General features: G+C 45.9%; 22 protein-coding genes. 15 read left to right on the forward strand and 7 right to left on the reverse strand.

The features are described 5' to 3' along the window. Window positions 1-43: 43 nt before the first annotated feature. Window positions 44-1339 (reverse strand): sn-glycerol-3-phosphate ABC transporter substrate-binding protein UgpB, encoded by a 1296-nt coding sequence (ugpB, locus tag OCV11_RS07905; RefSeq protein WP_261896108.1) that lies wholly within the window; start codon window positions 1337-1339, stop codon window positions 44-46. Window positions 1340-1689: 350 nt separating this feature from the next. On the opposite strand from ugpB, the gene OCV11_RS07910 reads away from it, so the two are divergent. Continuing rightward, window positions 1690-2643, forward strand: a complete 954-nt coding sequence (locus tag OCV11_RS07910) for a lactate/malate family dehydrogenase (protein WP_261896109.1) — start codon at window positions 1690-1692, stop codon at window positions 2641-2643. A 191-nt stretch (window positions 2644-2834) separates the two neighbouring features. Here OCV11_RS07910 and OCV11_RS07915 read toward each other — a convergent pair whose 3' ends face one another. Further along, window positions 2835-3374 carry a lipocalin family protein gene (locus OCV11_RS07915; RefSeq protein WP_261896110.1) on the reverse strand — a complete coding sequence of 180 codons (540 nt, stop codon included), beginning with the start codon at window positions 3372-3374 and terminating at the stop codon, window positions 2835-2837. 183 nt (window positions 3375-3557) lie between these two features. Between OCV11_RS07915 and OCV11_RS07920 the strand changes: the two genes are divergently transcribed. The 10 genes from OCV11_RS07920 (at window position 3558) to OCV11_RS07965 (ending at window position 12079) form a co-directional block, all read left to right on the forward strand. Then, on the forward strand, window positions 3558-4325 hold the full coding sequence (locus OCV11_RS07920) for a DUF3450 domain-containing protein (RefSeq protein WP_373332821.1): 768 nt from the start codon (window positions 3558-3560) through the stop codon (window positions 4323-4325). 1 nt (window position 4326) lies between these two features. Beyond that, the gene (locus tag OCV11_RS07925) at window positions 4327-5685 is read left to right on the forward strand and encodes a MotA/TolQ/ExbB proton channel family protein (RefSeq protein WP_261896111.1); all 1359 of its coding nucleotides are present in this window, start codon (window positions 4327-4329) and stop codon (window positions 5683-5685) included. A gap of 9 nt (window positions 5686-5694) precedes the next feature. Next, window positions 5695-6240 (forward strand): MotA/TolQ/ExbB proton channel family protein, encoded by a 546-nt coding sequence (locus tag OCV11_RS07930; RefSeq protein ID WP_261896112.1) that lies wholly within the window; start codon window positions 5695-5697, stop codon window positions 6238-6240. After that, window positions 6237-6641 carry an ExbD/TolR family protein gene (locus OCV11_RS07935; protein WP_261896113.1) on the forward strand — a complete coding sequence of 135 codons (405 nt, stop codon included), beginning with the start codon at window positions 6237-6239 and terminating at the stop codon, window positions 6639-6641. Before OCV11_RS07930 ends, OCV11_RS07935 begins: the two co-directional genes overlap by 4 nt. Beyond that, window positions 6641-7267 (forward strand): energy transducer TonB, encoded by a 627-nt coding sequence (locus tag OCV11_RS07940; protein ID WP_261896115.1) that lies wholly within the window; start codon window positions 6641-6643, stop codon window positions 7265-7267. Before OCV11_RS07935 ends, OCV11_RS07940 begins: the two co-directional genes overlap by 1 nt. Then, window positions 7267-8442: a tetratricopeptide repeat protein gene (locus OCV11_RS07945; protein ID WP_261896252.1), complete on the forward strand. Its 1176-nt coding sequence runs from the start codon at window positions 7267-7269 to the stop codon at window positions 8440-8442. Before OCV11_RS07940 ends, OCV11_RS07945 begins: the two co-directional genes overlap by 1 nt. A 92-nt stretch (window positions 8443-8534) precedes the next feature. Next, window positions 8535-9290 carry a siderophore ferric iron reductase gene (locus OCV11_RS07950; RefSeq protein ID WP_261896117.1) on the forward strand — a complete coding sequence of 252 codons (756 nt, stop codon included), beginning with the start codon at window positions 8535-8537 and terminating at the stop codon, window positions 9288-9290. 123 nt (window positions 9291-9413) lie between these two features. Then, on the forward strand, window positions 9414-9914 hold the full coding sequence (locus OCV11_RS07955) for a GNAT family N-acetyltransferase (RefSeq protein ID WP_261896118.1): 501 nt from the start codon (window positions 9414-9416) through the stop codon (window positions 9912-9914). A 233-nt stretch (window positions 9915-10147) separates the two neighbouring features. Then, window positions 10148-11068 carry a patatin-like phospholipase family protein gene (locus OCV11_RS07960; RefSeq protein WP_261896119.1) on the forward strand — a complete coding sequence of 307 codons (921 nt, stop codon included), beginning with the start codon at window positions 10148-10150 and terminating at the stop codon, window positions 11066-11068. A gap of 138 nt (window positions 11069-11206) precedes the next feature. Beyond that, window positions 11207-12079, forward strand: coding sequence for a DNA ligase (locus OCV11_RS07965; RefSeq protein WP_261896120.1), 873 nt, complete (start codon window positions 11207-11209; stop codon window positions 12077-12079). On the opposite strand, the gene OCV11_RS07970 is transcribed toward OCV11_RS07965, so the two are convergent. Both OCV11_RS07970 and OCV11_RS07975 read right to left on the reverse strand, forming a co-directional pair. Continuing rightward, on the reverse strand, window positions 12073-13140 hold the full coding sequence (locus OCV11_RS07970) for a DUF3080 domain-containing protein (protein WP_261896121.1): 1068 nt from the start codon (window positions 13138-13140) through the stop codon (window positions 12073-12075). The genes OCV11_RS07965 and OCV11_RS07970 overlap by 7 nt on opposite strands. Further along, window positions 13100-14473, reverse strand: coding sequence for an MATE family efflux transporter (locus OCV11_RS07975; protein ID WP_261896122.1), 1374 nt, complete (start codon window positions 14471-14473; stop codon window positions 13100-13102). The genes OCV11_RS07970 and OCV11_RS07975 overlap by 41 nt, the downstream gene beginning before the upstream one ends. A 120-nt stretch (window positions 14474-14593) precedes the next feature. On the opposite strand from OCV11_RS07975, the gene OCV11_RS07980 reads away from it, so the two are divergent. Beyond that, window positions 14594-15202, forward strand: a complete 609-nt coding sequence (locus OCV11_RS07980) for a riboflavin synthase subunit alpha (protein ID WP_261896123.1) — start codon at window positions 14594-14596, stop codon at window positions 15200-15202. 55 nt (window positions 15203-15257) lie between these two features. On the opposite strand, the gene OCV11_RS07985 is transcribed toward OCV11_RS07980, so the two are convergent. Next, a complete protein-coding gene (locus tag OCV11_RS07985) occupies window positions 15258-15461 on the reverse strand; it encodes a CPXCG motif-containing cysteine-rich protein (RefSeq protein ID WP_261896124.1) in 204 nt (67 codons plus the stop codon). A gap of 171 nt (window positions 15462-15632) precedes the next feature. Continuing rightward, window positions 15633-16499, reverse strand: a complete 867-nt coding sequence (locus tag OCV11_RS07990) for a fructosamine kinase family protein (protein WP_261896125.1) — start codon at window positions 16497-16499, stop codon at window positions 15633-15635. A 396-nt stretch (window positions 16500-16895) separates the two neighbouring features. On the opposite strand from OCV11_RS07990, the gene OCV11_RS07995 reads away from it, so the two are divergent. Then, entirely contained in the window at window positions 16896-17237 is a 342-nt protein-coding gene (locus OCV11_RS07995) for a DUF3802 family protein (protein WP_261896126.1), read from the forward strand. A gap of 8 nt (window positions 17238-17245) precedes the next feature. On the opposite strand, the gene OCV11_RS08000 is transcribed toward OCV11_RS07995, so the two are convergent. Next, window positions 17246-17782 carry a C40 family peptidase gene (locus tag OCV11_RS08000; RefSeq protein WP_315972748.1) on the reverse strand — a complete coding sequence of 179 codons (537 nt, stop codon included), beginning with the start codon at window positions 17780-17782 and terminating at the stop codon, window positions 17246-17248. A gap of 210 nt (window positions 17783-17992) precedes the next feature. On the opposite strand from OCV11_RS08000, the gene OCV11_RS08005 reads away from it, so the two are divergent. Both OCV11_RS08005 and nagK read left to right on the forward strand, forming a co-directional pair. After that, complete coding sequence (locus OCV11_RS08005; RefSeq protein ID WP_261896128.1) at window positions 17993-18736, forward strand: tRNA-uridine aminocarboxypropyltransferase; 744 nt, start codon at window positions 17993-17995, stop codon at window positions 18734-18736. A gap of 37 nt (window positions 18737-18773) precedes the next feature. Beyond that, window positions 18774-19682: an N-acetylglucosamine kinase gene (nagK, locus tag OCV11_RS08010; RefSeq protein ID WP_261896129.1), complete on the forward strand. Its 909-nt coding sequence runs from the start codon at window positions 18774-18776 to the stop codon at window positions 19680-19682. The last annotated feature ends 2 nt before the right edge of the window (window positions 19683-19684 follow it).

The raw sequence follows: 19684 nt of genomic DNA on the forward strand, positions 1-19684 counted from the left end.
ACCAACAAAAAAGGGCAACACCCCAAGGTGCTGCCCAAGCGTGTTATTGCACAGTACGTTTAAAGCGGTTAAGTAGCTGTTCGCTCTCTTTTTCCACTTTGTCTAAACTGCTTTTTACGCTGGTTTGACCGGCAAAAATCTTGTCAAATTCGCGATCCATCACGGTACGAATTTGTGGATAGAAGCCAAGATGATAGCCTTTGTTCCATTCACCAGACGCCAAGGTCAGCTGTTTAACTCCCACTTCTGCATCAGGGTTAGCTTGGTAATAACCGGACTTTTGCGTCATTTCATACGCCGCGGTAGTCACTGGCACGTAGCCTGTGGTTTCATGCCAATACATTTGCACTTCTGGACGTGTCAGGTAATGGAAAAACGCCGCAACCCCTTTATCTTCTTGAGCTGAGTGACCATTGAGTGCAAATAGGGCAGCGCCACCGATAAAGGTGTGGTAGCCCCCTTGTTTGGTCAAAGAAGACCAATAAGGCAAGTAAGTGGTCCCCATATCAAATTTCACGCGTGAGCGTAGGCCACCAAATGAACCGGATGAGCCGACCCACATGGCGACTTCTTGTTTTTCAAAGGGCGTTTGGTTGGCATCCCAATCGGTGCCGTAATATTTGAAATAGCCTTTTTGGGCCCACTCTTGCAGCTTGCCAATGTGCATCACCATATCTTTGGAGTTAAACATCAACTTACTGGAGAGACCTTGATAACCGTTCTCTTGATCGGCAAGAGGCAGGTTATGGCGAGATTTAAAGTTTTCAAACATGGTCCAAGGGGTGAGGGATTCAGAGAAGGTGGCGTAGCCTTTCTCTTTGAGTTTTTTTGCGAGTACTTCAAGCTCTTCATAGGTATGCGGTGCTTGACCATTCACTTTGGCCAAGATGTCTTTGTTGTAATAAAGAACCGGTGTTGAGCTATTAAATGGCATGCCGATCATTTTACCTGTGCTGTCGGCATAAAACTGACGAACCCCAGCAATGTACTCCTTCGAATCAAACTTGTAGCCCGCTTGAGTCAAAATATCCTGTACTGGTTTGGCAACTCCTTTAGCACTCATGATGGTGGCAGAACCGGCATCAAATACTTGCAGAATGTTTGGCGCATCACCGCCACGATACGCAGCGATGCCTGCGGTTAATGTTTCAGTATAAGTGCCTTTAAAAACGGGAGTAATTCGGTATTCGCTTTGTGATGCGTTGAAATCAGTGGCGATTTTGTTGACTGTTTCGCCCAATTGCCCACCCATTGCATGCCACCACGTAATGTTAGTGACAGCAAAACTGGGGCTGGAGATAGCCGCTGACATGATTCCTGCTAACCATAGCTTATTCATTGTGATTCCTTTTAGGTTTCGAACGAGAGTTGTTGGGTTTCGAATGCGATTTATGTTGCGGCAGGAATGTGTCGTTGCTGTGGAGGAAACATGGCAAAAACTTTAAGGATTTGTTGTAAATAACTGTTCTATCTGTCAATTGCACAAATCAGGTGCATATTTTAGCGTATATGCACTGTTTTGGTGTTTTGTTTTAGAATAACTCACTGATAATGTGAGATTTTATGAAATATTGTTGGATTGAAATAGCCAATAAACGCTATCATTAGCCATAGAATAGCAGGCAATAAGGCAGCTCAAACTCGCTTAGGAAAGCCATTGATTGAGTCTGCATGAACAAGGAACGAAGTATGAAGATAGGTATTATTGGTGCTGGCGCAGTCGGCGTTGGTATTTGTAACTACTTGTTGACGTTAGGTAGTGTCAGTGAGCTGGTGTTACTTGATAAGGATATCTCACGCGCTGAAGGAGAAGTGTATGACTTTCGTCATACTGCAGCACTGACCTTTACTAAAAACACCCGCATTATTCCCAGCGATGATTACATGGATATGCTCGGTGCTGATATTGTGGTCATCACCGCCGGCGCACAGATCAAACAGGGCCAATCACGGATGGATCTGGCAGAGATCAATAGCCGAATCGGTGTTGAGATTGCGAGTAAAGTTGAACGAGTCGCTCCCAATGCCATTTTGATTATAGTGACCAATCCCTGTGATATCGTCACACACAGCATCATAGCGAACACCGGGTACAGCGCTGATAAAGTGATCTCTGCCGGTTGTGTGGTGGACACTGCACGTTTAATGACAATTGTCGCTGAACGGGTCAATCTTGATCCGAAAAACGTGTTTGGTTATGTGCTGGGTGAACATGGTAGCCACTGCTTTACCCCAAAAAGTTTGATTAGTATTGCAGGACAACCGGCTGATTATTATTGCGATGCCAATGAATTGCCACGCATTGACGCGGATGAATTGCTCGAGTCGGTCAAACAAGCTGGGTTTGAGATCTTTCGCCGCAAAAACAATACCACGCATGGCATTGCCGCTAGCGTGTTTCGCATCATCCAAGCGATTGTGATCAACGAACGTTCGGTTCTGCCTGTGGGAACCTTACTGCAAGGGGAATACGGACTGCATGATGTGGTGATGAGTTTGCCGGTCGTGATTGGCAAAAATGGGGTTGAGAAAATCCTGATCCATCCTTTTAGCGATGAAGAGCATCAAGTGATGCAGCAAATCGCAGGTGAACTTCGCGAGCATATGACCATAGTCGCTAACGCAACCGGTCTTAATATTTAGTGGCTGAATCCGTTACCTAATAATCTCACTGTCGATGTGGCTCAAGTAGGGCGATTCACAGTCATACGATTAATGGTCATACAATTAACGGTCATAAAAGAAGGCGAATGGGAGACCATTCGCCTTTGTCTATCTATATACCCTTCATACCCTTTGAGGTTAACGAATGGTGCTGATGAAAAGCCACAATGCTATTGCACAGGAATAGGTGTTTGGCTTGGGTAGATAAATTTGCTGGTATCAAAACCAGCTTTAGTGGCTTGTTCTATGGCAATTTTCTTCTGCTGCGCAGTTAACGTCGGTGTCCGTGACAATAGCCAAAAGTAATCTTGGTTATAGCTGGTCACCAGCGCCATGGAGTAATCTGGGGCAAGATAGAACACCACATAACTTCCATAAAACGGGCCAAAGAAAGAGACTTTCAAATGGCCGACATCACTGCTTGATACGAACTTAGCCACGCCCACCGCCTGAGCCCATTGTTTTGCTTGTGGATTCCAGCCACGGTTAACCACACTGACGGTGCCATCACTACTGAGACGATAGGTGGCTTGAATGTTGGAAAGGCCACGTTCAAAACTGTGGTCTAATCGCGCGATTTCATACCAAGTACCAAGATAGCGATTCACATCAAAATGGGTCACTGGCTCGATATTGTCCGGTTTACCAGTACAACCCGCTAACATAAATAGCGTCAATATAAGCGCGCCAACCTGTTTAATTAACCCCATATTAATCCTCCTTTTTTTTACTCATTATTAACGCCTTAGCTCTGTTTAACAACAGTTAAGCAGGAAAATGCGTTAGGTCGTTGAGCTTAGTAACAAAAGAGGATAGAATCCGAAATTCAGTTGATAATGAGAGTGTTTATCAATAACATGTCCGAACTTTCACGCGGTAATTGATAACAGATGATGAAAATAATGAAACCTAGCTTAGTCCTGATTTCTCTGGCAGTTACGATGCCGGTATTTGCCAATTCCCTCGAGGACGCCAAGGCGATTGAAAATCAAACCAACACAGCGTCAGCTGTCAGCCAGAAAACCGTAGATAAAAGTGCTACGGCAGCATTAGAACTCCGCGCTGAAATCGAACAGCTCACTGAAGAAACCAAGAATTTAAAGGTGTATCGCGATCACCTACAAGGCTTAGTCAATAGTCAACATGACGAAATGGGCAGCCTCAATGATCAAATTGCGGAAATCAAGAATACCCGTCAAGGCATAGTACCACTGATGTACGACATGCTAGATGGCCTACAAAACATCGTTAGCCACGACCGCCCAATTAAAGAGGAAGCGCGTTTAGAACGTGTTGCCAAACTGAAAGCTTTGATGCCGCGCGCAGATGTCTCTGACGCAGAAAAATACCGTCGTATCTTAGAAGCCTACCAAATTGAAATCGACTACGGTACCAAGCTTGGCACTTATGAAGGTCGTATCTCTATGGGCGATTCACAACAGATGGAAGCGGAAGTGCTCTACTTGGGTCGTGTATCGCTGGTGGCTCGTAACTTGAGTCAAACTCGTTACTGGACTTGGAATGCCAACCAACATCAATGGCAAGCGCTGGATAGCAGTGATAAGGAAGATATTGATAAAGCCTTTAAACTTGCGGAACAACAGATTGCACCAACGTTCCTAACTCTTCCTGTATCACTTACTAAAGCGGAGGCAAAATAAGATGAAATTGAAACAGTTAGCCAAAGCCATTGCGGTCACTGTTGCTCTCTCTGCCTCTTCAACCGCAAGCTTTGCTGCAAGCCAAGATTTGGCCAGTAAAGCGCAAGCAGAAAATAAGCAAGAACAAGTACATAACGCTAACCGCGAAGCGGACTTTAAAGAACAAGAAGCGGATTTGAAACAGAAGAAAGCCGAGCTTGTTGCGTTACGTAATTCACTACAAAAACAAGCAGATCAACTCTCTGCTCAGTTCAGCAAAAATGAAGACCAATTGGCACGTCTTGAAGAGAAACTGCGTTTAGAAAGTGGTTCTCTAGGTGAGATTTTTGGCGTGGTTCGTCAAAACGCCAAAGAGTTGCAAAGCAATTTAAGCACCTCAGTGACCGGTGTTGATCGTCAGCAATTGGCGGGAGTGGTTGATACCATCGTTGCCGCTAAGTCATTGCCATCAATGAAACAATTGATTGGTTTGTGGCACAGCATGGAAGAGCAAGTACAAGCGAGTGCTGAAATTGCACCAGTGACCATCTCTTACATCAATGGTGACGGCAAAACAGTACAAGAGAAAGCGGTCCGTTTAGGTACATTTGGTTTGGTGACCGAACAAGGTTACGTTCAATGGAATAACGCTCGTAAAGATGCGATTGCCTATGATCGTCAACCAGCCGATGGCCCAACGCTGACTTCTTTAAACGATGTGTTACAGGGTGACGTTAAGAACCTGGTACTTGACCCATCTCACGGCACCTTGACTCAACAGCTGGCGCTAGAGCCAACCATGATGGATCGCCTTGAAGCGGGTGGTGCAGTGGGTAACGTGATTATCGCTCTGTTGGTGATTGGTCTTATCATCGCTGGCTACCGTGGTGTGACATTGACCATCGCGCGTAAGCAGATTAAAGCACAGTTGAAAAATCCAACTCAGCCAACCAACAACCCATTGGGTCGTGTGTTGTCTGTGTACAGCAAAGAGAAAAAATTGACCGTAGAAGCATTGGAACTGCGTCTTTTAGAAGCGGTTGTTGATGAGCAGACGCAACTTGAGCGTGGTTTATCCATGTTGAAACTGCTGGCTGCGCTCGCTCCGATGTTGGGCTTGCTGGGCACTGTAACCGGTATGATCGAAACGTTCCAAGTGATCACGCAATTTGGTAATGGCGATCCAAAAGTGATGGCAGGCGGTATCTCTATGGCGTTGGTGACAACGGTATTGGGTCTGGTTGCGGCTATGCCACTTTTGCTAAGTCACAATATTTTGAGCTCACAAGCTGAAAGCATTCGTAATATTTTGGAAAAACAAGGTATTAGCTTAGTTGCTGAGCAAGCTGAACAAGAAAGTAACGCTAAGCAAGCTGCGTAAGGATTAGCAATGAATCATGCAGACTGGTTATTTGCATTGAGAAACGCGATGGCACCACTCTCTGAGTTTATGTCTCAGGGTGGGGTGGTGCTGTGGTGGCTTGCTGCGGTGGTTGCGATCTACTGGTTGTTGGTGATTGAACGGGTTATCTATCTTTCGGTGGCATTTCCTAAACAGCGAAACGCCTGGATCGAACAATGGCAACAACGTAATGAGCATCACTCATGGTATGCCCAAGCGATTCGTCAGGGTTGGCTTGGCCAAGCTCATGATGGCTTAATGCAAAACCTCAACATTATTAAAGTGTTAGTAGCAATCTGCCCGATGTTGGGTTTGCTAGGTACGGTAACTGGGATGATCTCTGTGTTTGATGTGATGGCAACACTGGGCAGTAGCAATCCCAAATTGATGGCCTCAGGCATTTCCTTGGCAACCTTGCCAACAATGGCGGGCATGGTCGCCGCATTAGCGGGTATGTTTGCTCATGCGCGCTTAGCGAAAAAGTGCCAACTTTCTGAATTGAAATTAGAAAAAGCGTTAAGGAGTCAGCGATGAGACTGGGCCGACGTCAGTCACAACCGGAAGAAGCGCAAATCGACCTTACTTCCATGTTGGACATTGTGTTTATCATGTTGATCTTCTTTATTGTGACCAGCTCTTTTGTGAAAGAGTCGGGTGTGGAAGTCAACCGACCTACGGCATCGCATGTGGTAAGTCAGAAAAATGCGGGGATTTTCGTTGCGATTACCTCTGCTAACGATATCTATATCGACAAGCAACAAGTGGACGTGGAACGTGTGCAAGCCAAATTGGAACATTTGCGCATGGAACAGCCAAAAGCGTCGCTGGTCATTCAAGCGGACGAACACGCCTACAACGGCACCGTAGTAAAAGTGATGGATGCAGCGAAAGGTGCTGGCATCGCTAATATTGCGTTGGCGGCGGAGAAACGCTAATGCGCCGATTACTCCTAGCCACACCGTTTGCTGCTGTTATCGCCTTTGGGCTATTCGCATGTATGGCATGGATGGTTGACAATGGGGTGCAACGCGCTCCTAAAAAATCGGACCCAGTGCGGTTTAACATGGTGATGATGGAGCAAGAGCACGATGTGCAGCGTCGTCAACGTGCTGTACCACCCCAGCCGCAAGCTCCCACTCCACCGGATCAGTCATCGACCAGTCGTCGCCCTACGGCAACGACGGTGAGTAACAATATCTCCCCAGCGAAGGTACCTTCTTTGGGATTGGATACCGCCATTAATGGATTGGCTATCAGTGCACCAAAATTTGGCGATTTTGGGGTAAACCAGCAGGCAATGCCTCTTTACCGAGTAGAACCTCAATACCCAATGCGCGCATTAAAACGCAGTATTGAAGGTTACGTGGTAATGAGTTTTACCATCGATGAGACTGGACGCCCAACGGATATTCAAGTGGTCGACGCTAACCCGCGCCACATGTTCGAACGAGAAGCAAGAAGAGCACTACAAAGCTGGAAATACCAGCCGAAGGTGGCTGACGGTAAAGCGGTCACTCAGCCGGGTCAAACAGTTAAATTGGAGTTTAAGTTAGCCAAATGATGAAAAAATGGATTACTTGTCTACTGCTCTTAAGTTCAACCTCTTATGTCTGTGGTGCTGAGCTAAGTCAGTTTGCCGCGAATAAAGCGGTCAAAGCGAATCAACTTGCGCAAGATGGTAAGTACAGCGAAGCCATCACTCTTTTAAAAGACAATATGCCAGAGCGGGCTTACGATCACGCCTATTTTGATCGTATGCTGGGTGTGTTCTATTGGCAAAATGGTCAAATCAAACCTGCAATTACTGCTTTAACAGAAGCGGTGAACAGTGGCAAATTGGTCGACGATCAAGCGTGGTCTACACGTCGAATGTTGGCAGATTTGCTGTTGATGGACAAAGAGTACAAGAAAGCGCTACCTCACTATTACGCACTGGTAAAATCGCTACCTAAAGATCAAAAGGGCGATGATATTTGGTTGCGTATTGGTCAGACTCATTACCAATTAGGCGAGTGGAAACCCGTATTAGCAGCCATGCAAAAGTACGAAGCCTATGGTTTACCGGATAAAACCAATCCGCTTTCGATTAAGTTAGGTGCTCAGCTGCAACTTGAGCAGTGGGCTCCAGCGATTCCAACTTTAAAACGTTTACTGGTGCTGGAACCGGACAAGAAAAACTGGTGGATGCAGCTTGTTAGCCTAGAGATGCGTGAGCAGAAAATGAAAGATGCTCTGGCATCTATGGCATTAGCTAAACTGCAAGGCATTCCTCTAGAGCGCGAAGATTTGCGTCTGCTGGCTCAGCTTTATGCACGTAACGGCGTACCAGAACGTGCCGCACAAGTGATGGGCGAAATTGCAGGCATTGATCAAAAAGTGGATTTACTGAGCGAACAAGCGACCTACTGGCAACGAGCGAAAGAGTGGGACAAGGCGATTGATACTTGGCAATTGGCATCGCGTTTTAATGGTAAGTACCACTGGAACGTGGCGTTGCTGTTGAATCAACAAGGGCAATACAGTGAAGCGTTGTCAGAACTCGATAAAGTGACTGACCCAAGTCGTAAAGCGGAAGTTGCTTTAGCTCGCACTCGCGCTTTGTATAAGCTTAATCGTCTTGATCACGCATTAGAGATGGCTCGCGCGGCGAATACCATTGCGCCTTCTGATGAAGCGAAAGGTTGGATTAAATATCTAACACAGCTGAAAAAAATCCAAAAAGAACGTACCTCTTAATTCTTAATAGGCGATGGCGGCAACGTTCACCCCTTTTTCAATTCTCATTTTTCTATAGGGCAGCCACGCTGCCCTTTTTTTGAGTTAACACGATGCAATTTACCCAGTTTAATCTGCTTGATCCGCGTTTTGATACTCTGTTTCGACTTGCCAAAGAGGTGACTCCCTATTTGGCTGGCGAAGTCGCTCCAGTGCGCGACAATGGTATTGCGCTTGGTCATAATGAAGCGCGCTTTACCCAAGAGTTATTTGAAGCTATCAGTTTGCAATATCCAGAAGCTGGAACGCCTTATTGGTTAACTCGTACGTGGGAGCTGCTGTGCTGGCAGCCTATCTTTGTTGGCTTTATCAGTGTGTATCAAATGCAAGCCATACCACCGATGGAGAAGATAGCCCAATACAAACTGCCTGTTTTTACTACCGGATTCAGCTTCCCTGGTGGGCGTTGGCAAACAGGGGAACATGCAGAGCTTATCCATCAACTGGCGAACAAACTCAAACAGCTGTTTGATGGTTACCGTGAAGAGATGAGTCAATGGACGCGCATTCGCCCTGGTTTTACCCATCATTTATTGGCTGACGCGTTGCTAGAGAATGTGGCTCGTCAGCGCTCTATTTTCCCAGAGATGAGTGATGAACAGGTCATGACCGAAGCCAAATTATGGCTCGATGCCTTTTCGCTATCTTATGATCATCTTGAAAGCTATCGTTGGGACATACAGCAAGATCATTTGGTGATGATTCGCCATACGTGTTGCCAAGCTCATCGTTGTGATGACAAAAATTGGTGCGGTAACTGTCCTAAGACACCAGAAAATAAAGGGTTAGCCGTTTATTCACCGAGTTAACGTTGAATTGGGCTTTGTGGTTAGTGTTTTAACGTTGTGAATTTGCCCATCCCCCGAGAAGTGTTGCTGAAAATCTTGAACTCATGTACAAGACAGTGCCCATTATAATAGGAGTTAAGTTGCATGAGTGTCGTTGTTCGTCAAGTGATGTTAGATGATGCAGAAGGGATCACCAACGTCCTCAACCCAATCGTTGCTGAAGGCTTATACACTGTATTGGATACCATCTTTACACCCGAACAAGAGCAAGAGTTCATTGCTCAGTTCCCTGAGCGTGGTGTATTTACAGTGGCTTTAACCGAGGAAGAGTCAACTATCGTCGGCTTTCAAAATGTCGAACCGTTTGCACAATACACAAAAGCATTTGATCATGTCGGCATTATTGGGACTTTTGTGAGTGAAATGGCGCGTGGTAAAGGTGTTTCTAAACAGCTTTTTCATGCAACGTTCGACATCGCAAAACAAAAGGGTTATGAAAAGCTATTTGCCTATGTTCGCAGCGATAACGAGCGAGCGTTAGCCGTTTATCTTAAACAAGGTTTTGAAATTGTAGGTATTGCTAAGAAGCATGCAAAAGTACGTGGGAACTACATAGACGAAATCCTTATTGAGAAATTTTTATAGGTGTTGAGCAGCAACCTTTTCCCATTTTTCAGAAATTAATTACGTTCTAGACCATTTTTCTTAGCCTATTTGCATGTAATCTCCTTTGTTTACTGAGAGTTCAAGTGTCATAGCACTGCGATGAATATACCTATCGATGTTAAATATCGATAGGTTTAATCACCTTTTTTCATTTGTTGTTCCGCGCTTAGTTGATTATCTTGGCTAAAGGATCAAATAGGAGAGGGATGCCAATGACTCATTCAGCCTGTAAAGCTCTGGTAGTAGAAGGCGGCGCGATGCGCGGCATCTTTGCTAGTGGCGTGTTAGATGCTTTTATGGAGCAAGAATATCAGCCTTTTGACCTTGCCATCGGCGTTTCTGCTGGGGCGTCTAACCTAGTTGGCTATTTAGCTCATTACCCTAAACGCAGCTACGAGGTGATTACTGGGCTTGCCACATCAGAGCACTTTTTCAATCTACGGCGATTTGTTCACGGCGGTGATTTGGTCGATGTTCGTTGGCTGATTGATGAATCCAATCGTGCTTATCCTGTCGATATGCAAACGCTATTTGGCGATACGACCTTTTTGGCTGCCGCGACCAATGTGGAAACTGGCCACGCCGATTACTATCGCGTGACCGAGAAAAACTTGAGTGATGCTTTAGAAGCGACGCAAGCCTTACCTCTGGTCTATCGACATACCCCGTGCTTTTCAAAAGAGTGTTATACCGATGGCGGAGTAGCCGATTCGATCCCAGTACGCGAGGCGTATCGGCGCGGTGCGCGCGACATTACGGTGATTTTATCTCACCCACTGACTTATCGAATGAAAGCGCCGAAATCGGGATGGTTGATTAAACGGATCTTCTCGCGTTATCCCCACGTGGCTGAGGCGATGGTGCACCGTAATGAAAATTACAATGCCTCGTTAGACTTTATTCATAATCCGCCGCCTGGGGTGCGCATTACTGTGGTTGCGCCTCCTGAAGAATTTCAAGTGAAGCGTTTGACCATGAAAAAAGCGTTGCTCGACCAAGGTTACCAAATGGGCCTTTGTGCTGGTCGTGAATTGCTCGATACCATCGCTCCGCGCTCTTTACAAACTGACGCACTGACAAGTGATGAGGGCGATACAGAGGCAGAAAGTTCGCTAGCGCTCAGCCAATCTTGAGGTGACTCGCAAAGGATTGAGTAACGCTTGGCGATTGCAATACCAACGTTGAGATGTCTCGAAATCTAGGAAAGGCGCGGTAGTGAAGCAACGCGCCCTGCTCGTTTAATAAAGCACTTTGACCGAACGGTGCTTTATATGAACTACACAACTCATCCCATGCTGCTTTCTCCCATCGCCATTGTTCTTGGTGGCGGTGCCATTACTTCTATTTCCTACGTCAGTGTTGCGGCGACTGCTCCAGCTGTGGCGTTAGCCAAAGAGTATCGTTCTGGGACTGATCTCTCCCGTTATTGGATCAGCGAGAAATACGATGGGATTCGCGCCATATGGACGGGCAAACAGCTCGTGACCAAAAGTGGCAAGCCGATTCATGCTCCCAAATGGTTTGTTGCCAATTTGCCGAATCGCATGATTGAAGGCGAACTTTGGGCAGGGCGTGGCCAATTTGCGACAGTTCAGCAAACGGTGTTAGATACCACCGCTGATAATGTGCAATGGCAAAAGATTCGTTGGATGGTGTTTGATATGCCACAAGAGTCAGGCTTTTATCCAGCTCGCTACAAGGTACTTAATGATTGGGTTGAACAAGCCCATCTTGCTCATGTTCGCGTGGCACCTCAAAAAGTGCTGCATTCAGAGCAAGCCTTAACGGACTATTTGCAAACCCTCAGTGATGCAGGTGCAGAAGGATTGATGCTGCATGCGATTGATCAGCCGTATCAAGCAGGCCGAAGTGACGACCTTCTCAAATGGAAAACCTATCAAGATGCAGAAGCGGTGGTGATTGGTTATCGCGCTGGGAAAGGACGTTGGCATGGCATGATGGGGGCAATACAAGTACGCATGACGAATGGCAAAGAGTTCTATATTGGCAGTGGTTTTAGTGACGAGGAGCGTGCACATCCGCCGAAGATTGGGACTGTGATTACCTATCGTTACAACGGTATAAATGACAATGGTAAACCCAAATTTGCCCGCTATATGCGCGAACGAGCTGCTGGCTATTGACCGACTTTGACACCACATCGTTTGAACAGCGCTTGCCAATAGGCGACATGATCTAATGTTGCTTGGCGAAAAGCGTGGTGGACGGTTTCGATAGGAAATGGCGAGTTCTCATGGGAAAACGGCGTCAGATCGTTAGCAATACTTAAATAGGCGCTATCAACTTGCGCTAAGTAGGGTTGAATCTCCCCAATATAGAATTTGCGAAACACATTTTGGAGACGAGTCACTTTGGTTGGATCGCGTTGTGGGCCACACAGAATAAGGTTATCGTTACGCTGTAACTGTGAGGTAAGCGTCGTTAACCAATCGGTTAGGTTAGTCATAGAGAAGAACAGGTCGCCTAATAATGGCTGAGTTTCAAAGGTTTGCTGATAAGGTGTAATAGGCGTTGGACGATCTGCCTTATCCGGGTTATCGATATAATCATCCCAGTTTTTGAGTTTCTTTAACGCGGGCTTTATCGTGCCGTAATCACGTTGTGACCAATACCAACGGTGACTGGCTAACTGAGCACGCATTGCTTCACTGGTAAACAGCAAGTTATTCCAATGTTGGGTGAGTTCCGTGCGCTTGAGCTGGCGAATGTCTCCTAATCGTTGCCGTAATGCTTGATCAATTTTAGGCTCGATTAAGCAGCGGGCTAATCCCTCATAGAGGGTCACTTGATAATCAAGATTACGAAAATCATCTTGCACTTTACCCAAGATAGAATTGCGCTCCGCAATCGCATCAAATAGAGCACAATAACGCAGCTGATAACTGTCGAGCAAACCTAAGCTGATAGGCTCAATATCGATAAGCAGTTGGCGTTTATCGGCTAGACGTTGAGCATGTATGGCAGGAGCTGCGTGCGCTTCGACTTGTTGCACTGAGGCGATACGGGCTAAGTAAGTATTAAGGGAGGATTCGATGTCGCTTTGTTTGGGCTGACAGGCACTTAGCACCATACTAAAGAGGCCGAAACAGAGCAGACTCGCTAGATGTCGAGCAAGTCTGCTGCATTTTACATAGAGGATGAGGTTATGCTGCCACACCATAGCCAAGTTTCTCAGCTCCGCCACGTTTCTGTATCCAGTATAGACGGTAACCCAGCATCAGTGCTGCAGAGCTTAGACCGACAATAAACCCTATCCAGAAACCTTTCGCGCCCATTGCTGGCACGACCCAATCGGTTAAACCGAGAATATAACCTGTCGGTAAACCTAATATCCAATAAGCAATAAAGGTGCGTACAAAGATCGCGCTCATATCTTTGTAGCCGCGCAAAGCACCGCTCGCCACCACCTGCACCGCATCAGTACATTGATAAATTGCGGCAAGGGTCAATAGTTGCATTGCCAGTTCAATCACCGCTCTATTGTGCGTATAAAGCAGCGACACTTGCTCTTTAAACAGCAAAGTCGCGGTTGCCGTAAGTATGGCGGTACTTACAGCCAGCATCAATGCGACATTCGATGCGACCGTTGCACCGCGCAGATCTTCCGAGCCCAGTTTGTTACCCACACGAATTGAAACCGCAGCACCAATGCTCATTGGCAGCATAAAAATCAAAGCAGAAAAGTTAATCGCGACTTGGTGCGCAGCCACAATCAACGGCCCAAGTGGTGAAATTAATAACGACACCAACGCAAAAAGAGTGATTTCAAAAAAGAGCGCCGCCGCAACCGGAAAGCCTAAGCGAAATAGCTTAATCTGTTCTTTCCACTGTGGTTTATGAAAGGTATCAAATAGGGCAATGTGCGCTAGACGCTTCGAGGTCACCACGTAGAAAAACAGCATAAACAGCATCAGCCAATACACAATAGCGGTAGCTACGCCGCAACCAACACCACCTAAAGCGGGCGCGCCGAATTTACCGTACACAAAAATCCAGTTCAGCGGGATGTTGCATAGTAGGCCGATAAAACCAATCACCATTGCGGGTTTGGTTAATGCCATTCCGTCGGTATAACTGCGTAGTGCTTGAAACAGCAAAAACGCAGGAGCGGCAAATACAATGGCGTGTAAGTAACCAATGGTCTTTTGTGCCATCACCGCTTCAATGCCCATGGCTTTTACCACGATACCCATGTTGAGCACTATGGCAATAATGGGCACAGACAGGATTAACGCCATGATGATCCCTTGTTGGATTTCAAACGGGATCTTATGTTGTCTGCCAGCGCCATTGAGCTGTGCCACAACGGGCACCAGTGACATCAGTAAGCCGATACCAAACAACACAATGGGAAACCAGAGACTGGCCGCAACAGAGACAGAAGCCATATCGGTCGCACTGACACCGCCGGCCATAATGGTATCGACAAATCCCATCCCCGTTTGGGCGATAGAGGCGATCAATACCGGGAAGGCCAATTTGATGAGATTGGCAGCTTCTTTTTTATAATGATGCACAAACAACTCCAGATAAGGTACTCCCAAAGAGGATCTAGGATAGATTGGAAGAGAGTACTAGAGAGAATGATAAAGAAATGTCAAACTAAGCTCCATGAAAAACTAGAGGAAAATGAAAATATGTTTACCGGTATTGTGCAGGGTACAGCGAAGGTCATCGCGATTGAAAAAAAAGAGCAATTTCAAACTCACACTGTCGAATTATCACCTCCTCTAAATGAGAACATCGAGATCGGCGCATCGGTTGCCCATAACGGTTGCTGCCTTACTGTAACAGCGATCAATGGCGATTTGGTCTCCTTTGATTTGATGCAAGCGACGTTACGCTTAACCAACTTAGGTCAATTGAATGTGGGTGATAGCGTTAATATTGAACGAGCTGCGCGTTATGGCGATGAGATTGGCGGTCATACCATGTCTGGGCATATCACAACGGTCGCTCCGATTGTCGAGATTGTCGCTACGCCAAATAACAAAACATTGTGGTTTGAATTACCTCAAGAGTTTATGAAATATGTGTTAGCTAAAGGCTTTATTGGTTTAGATGGCTGTTCATTGACCATAGGGGAAGTTGAAGGGCAACGTTTTAGTGTGCATTTGATCCCAGAAACTCTAGAAAGAACGCTGTTTGGCAGACGCATAGTGGGAGAGCAGATCAACGTAGAGATCGATCCACAAACTCAGGCTATCGTAGACACCGTTGAGCGAGTTATGGCACAACGCGTTTAACGTTAACCCGATGAAAGCGCCACACGGTAATTAGCAGTGGCGCTTGGTGGTGACGTTAGAAATATTGTTCATCATCAGCATCGACATAAATGTCCACATCGTTGTTTTGTTCATCCACATTAAGGTTGAAATGGATTGGGTTACAACAGGCTGGACAATCGTCGTAAAACTCTTCACTTCCCAGTGAGGTGTCAAAACTGACCGGAACGTGATGCCCGCAGTGAGGGCATTCAATGGTTCTACCAATCATTTTTTTCATGATGGATTCCTCGCTACCAATCACTATCAATTAATAATGACCATCAATGTAATAGTAATCGGTAGAGGAAATTTCGCCGCTGATTAGCGCTGATTTTGACACTTTTATTTCTCTATCAGCAGCGAAAATCAACGGCGATGGGGCTATCACTTTAAAATGACTCACTATTTGCTAGTAAGCATAAATCTTATCAATCAGCGCTTGTGCTTCCATTAGGTAATGACCACCGAACAGGTTACAGTGATTAAGTAAGTGATAGAGGTTATAGATGTGTTTGCGCTCTTCATAGCCAATATCCAGCGGATAAATGCTTTCATAGGCTTGATAGAATTCGGCCTGAAAACCCCCAAACAGCTCTGTCATTGCAATATCGCATTCTCGATCGCCCCAATAGCAAGCCGGATCATAGGCGATAGGCCCAATAGGGCATTCACCCGCATTACCACTCCATAGATCTCCATGCAGTAACGCTGGACGCGGGGAATGATGGATCAGCTTTTCTTTAATGAGATCAACGAATTCAGCAATATTGGTCAGCTCAATGCCTTTTTCATGGAGTAATTGCAGCTGCCAGCCGATCCGTTGTTCAGCAAAAAAGAGATGCCATTTACTGGCCCATTGATTGGGTTGCAAAGTGGTGCCGATGTAGTTGTCTTCATCAAAACCGTACTGCTTTTGCTCACCCCATTGATGTAATTGAGCCAGCTGGATGCCAAAGTCTCGGCTGGTATGGGCATGTTCTAAGGGTTTGGTAGGCAGGTAATTTAAGATGATGAACGCGTGTTCTTTGGTGTGTCCGGTAAGAACCACTTCTGGCACAAAGAGCGTTGCGGTCTCTTTAAGAGCTTTCAATGAGATCTCTTCGGCCAAAAACTGAGGCAAACACTCCTTGTCGTTCACTTTGACAAAGTAACGTTCTCTGCCATCACTGATCATATAGGATTGGCTAATATCCCCGCCGGAGAGAGGATGCTTTTCTTGAATCTGATAGTCAAACATCAGTACATCTGAAAGTTGTTGAGCTATTGCAGGCCACATATGAAACCCTCCTAAACACACCACTGTTCAAACTTTAAGCTATTTTAGTTGAACTATGAGAGGTAAGCTATTTGCATGCCTATCATTTTATTAATTTTTCTGATTTATCGAGGGAATGATCGCAAACTGTGATCAAGATTGAAATATAAATAGAGTGATATTTATAGAACTCATTCTTAGTCCAGAGAGATTCTGACTATACTTATCAACAAGTAAGCACGTTGGTTTTCACGTTGTTACCCGTGATATGGGCTAGGTATTGAGGACGAAAAAGGGAGCTTGTTCAACTAATTGCTGGAAAATACAGCAAACAGCTATTCAGCTCTGTGAAAATTCGTGTTCATGGCTTAGTATTGAATTGAGTTTATCGTCTGGCAGTAGAAGCGGAGAATAAAAGTGGTTGTAGAAACCGATGGTTACCTAGCTCTCATTGAGCACCTCTCTTTTAATTTGGATGTATTTACCGATGAAGGTGATACAGGCAAAGAGAGTGTGGAAGATGTGGTCACTGACATGGTGGCAAGTAATATCATGGCCATTTTTGAGCAAAATCCAGAATTACACTCTAGCGTTCGCTTTCAACTGTTGAAAGAAGCTGACATGGTCGTTGAAGATTTAGGGGAAGTGCTTGCTGGTGTATGGCATAAATCAGCCACTAACCAACAAATCATCTTCCTTGATGAGTACATTGCACTAGTGAAAAACTTGTTTGACTCTGCTGTTGCTACTTACGATTAATCAAATAGTTAGTTGGGGCGATAAATTCGTCTAAATTGCCAAAATTTACTCGCCCAATAGGGATTATCTAAGCGCGATATGATGACGCCTTTTGATGAAGAGGCATGCATAAAGCGCTGATTACCAATATAGACTCCTACATGCTCTGAATGGCGACTAATACGAAAGAAAACTAAGTCACCGTAATGAGCTTCATTACTCGCAATTTGGGTTCCTACCTTGCTTTGACTCTGTGTGGTTCTTGGTAACGCAATTTGCCAAGCATCTTGAAATGCGATCTGCACGAAGGCAGAACAGTCCACTCCAGATTGTGTCTCTCCACCCCAACGATAAGGCACACCTTCCCATTGCTGATAGACATCAAACAACGATCGTTCATTGACTTCGTTCGTTTTGGCTATGGAGTCGGGTGGCGTGCTATGGGCTTGCAAAGTATTCGATTCTGGTTTGGCAGCACATCCATTAAGAATTAGGCCGACCGCTACTGAGAGCAAACCACGCCGAAACGCTTTTCGAGTTAATAATCGTTGTAGGGGTAACATCATTATCACAATCTAAGTAAAAGTCTGTCATTGAAACGCAATTGCATACAGTGTGCGTCAATGGAGTATAAACGTAGCGAAAGAATCTTGCCTAAATCGATGCAGAGCGCTGCGACTATGGTATTGAATCTGAGGAAATCCACATCCATCACTAGCATCTAGGCTAGGTAGGCAGTAAAATCGCCGCCAATCATTTTTAAGCTCACATCCATCATGCGAATTCACGGTTTTCATCAACTTTATCAACACCGTTTAGCCTTGTCGACTCGACCTTTTGCCGCCCGCGGCGCCAAAATTGAACGTTGTCCTTATTGCCGCGTTGAAACGCGTGTTTGTTTGTGTCAGTACCAACCGAATATTGAGACACAGATAGCGGTGCTTCTTTTGGTCTCAGACAACGAAGTATTCAAGCCAAGTAATACCGGTCGTTTGATAGCAGATACCGTAAAAGAGACTTATGTTTATCAATGGAGTCGGACTGAACCTTCGGCAGATATGTTAGCGTTACTGAGTCATCCTGATTACTTTCCGGTGCTTGTGTTTCCTGCAGAAACGCCAGAAGATGAGGCGCGAACGATTAATCCCGGTTCGTTACCATCCGAAGGACGTAAACCGCTGCTGATCTTCTTAGATGGCAGTTGGCGTGAAGCGAAAAGAATTTTGCGTAAGTCGCCTTATTTGGCGGCGCTGCCTATGATCTCTATTCATCCTCAAACCTTGTCTGAGTATGTAATGCGTAAATCGGACAATGAACAGCATTTGGCCACGGCTGAAGTTGCTGCATTGGTGTTTGAGAGTGTCGGTGAGTCAATCGGTGCTCAGACCCTACATTATTGGTTTGAGGCATTTAAAGAGAGTTACATGATGGGCAAAAGTCGCTGTGCGCATAATGTCGAACGTCCCGCGTTACAACGATATTTATCCCTAGGTGCCCATTCTCTCAACGACGTCGCTTAAGGCGCAGATAAAGCACAACGCAATAGAAGGGCAAGCCATGTATTACGGTTTCGATATTGGTGGCACTAAAATCGAGTTTGGTGCGTTTGATGAACAATTTGAGCGCGTTGCTACTGAACGTGTCGCTACGCCAACCCACAATTATCCAGCGCTTATTGCTGTTATTACGGAGTTAGTCACTCGTTATGACGCACAGTTTGCGACTCAAGGTAAAGTGGGATTGGGTATTCCTGGCGTCGAAGGTCGTGATGGTACGTTATTAACCGCCAATATCCCAGCCGCGTTTCGTCAACCTTTTCGCCGTGATGTAGAAAAGGCGTTGTCTCGATCTGTCAGCATTGAAAATGATGCAAATTGCTTTGCTCTGTCTGAAGCGTGGGCTCCTTCTTGCCAAGGGTATTCATCGGTTTTGGGACTCATTTTAGGGACTGGCGTTGGGGGCGGTTGGATTCAAAATGGCAAAGTGTGGTCGGGATACAATCATGTGGCGGGTGAAATCGGCCATATGCGTTTGCCGATGGACGCCTGGTTCGCCTTAGGTGAGAATGCTCCTATTTGGGAGTGTGGATGTGGGCAAAAAGGGTGTATTGAAACTTATTTGTCCGGGCGTGGTTTCGAGCGTTTATATCAACATTGGCATGAGGAAACGTTGTCGGCCCAGCAGATCATGGCGCGCTATAGTGCAGGTGATGTGGCGACTATCGAGTATGTTGAGCGTTTTCTTGATGTACTTGCGATCACTTTAGCCAATCTGTTGACTGTGCTTGATCCTGACGCGGTGGTACTGGGTGGCGGTTTGTCCAATATAGAGCTGCTGTATCAAGAACTGCCTCAGCGCATCACACCTTATCTGCTCCCCATTGCGCACTGTCCTCCCATTCTCGCTGCCCGTTACGGTGATGCTGGTGGCGTGCGAGGTGCCGCACTTTTGAATTACCGAGCTTAAGA

This window comes from Vibrio porteresiae DSM 19223 (genome assembly GCF_024347055.1).
GTDB classification, from domain to species: domain Bacteria; phylum Pseudomonadota; class Gammaproteobacteria; order Enterobacterales; family Vibrionaceae; genus Vibrio; species Vibrio porteresiae.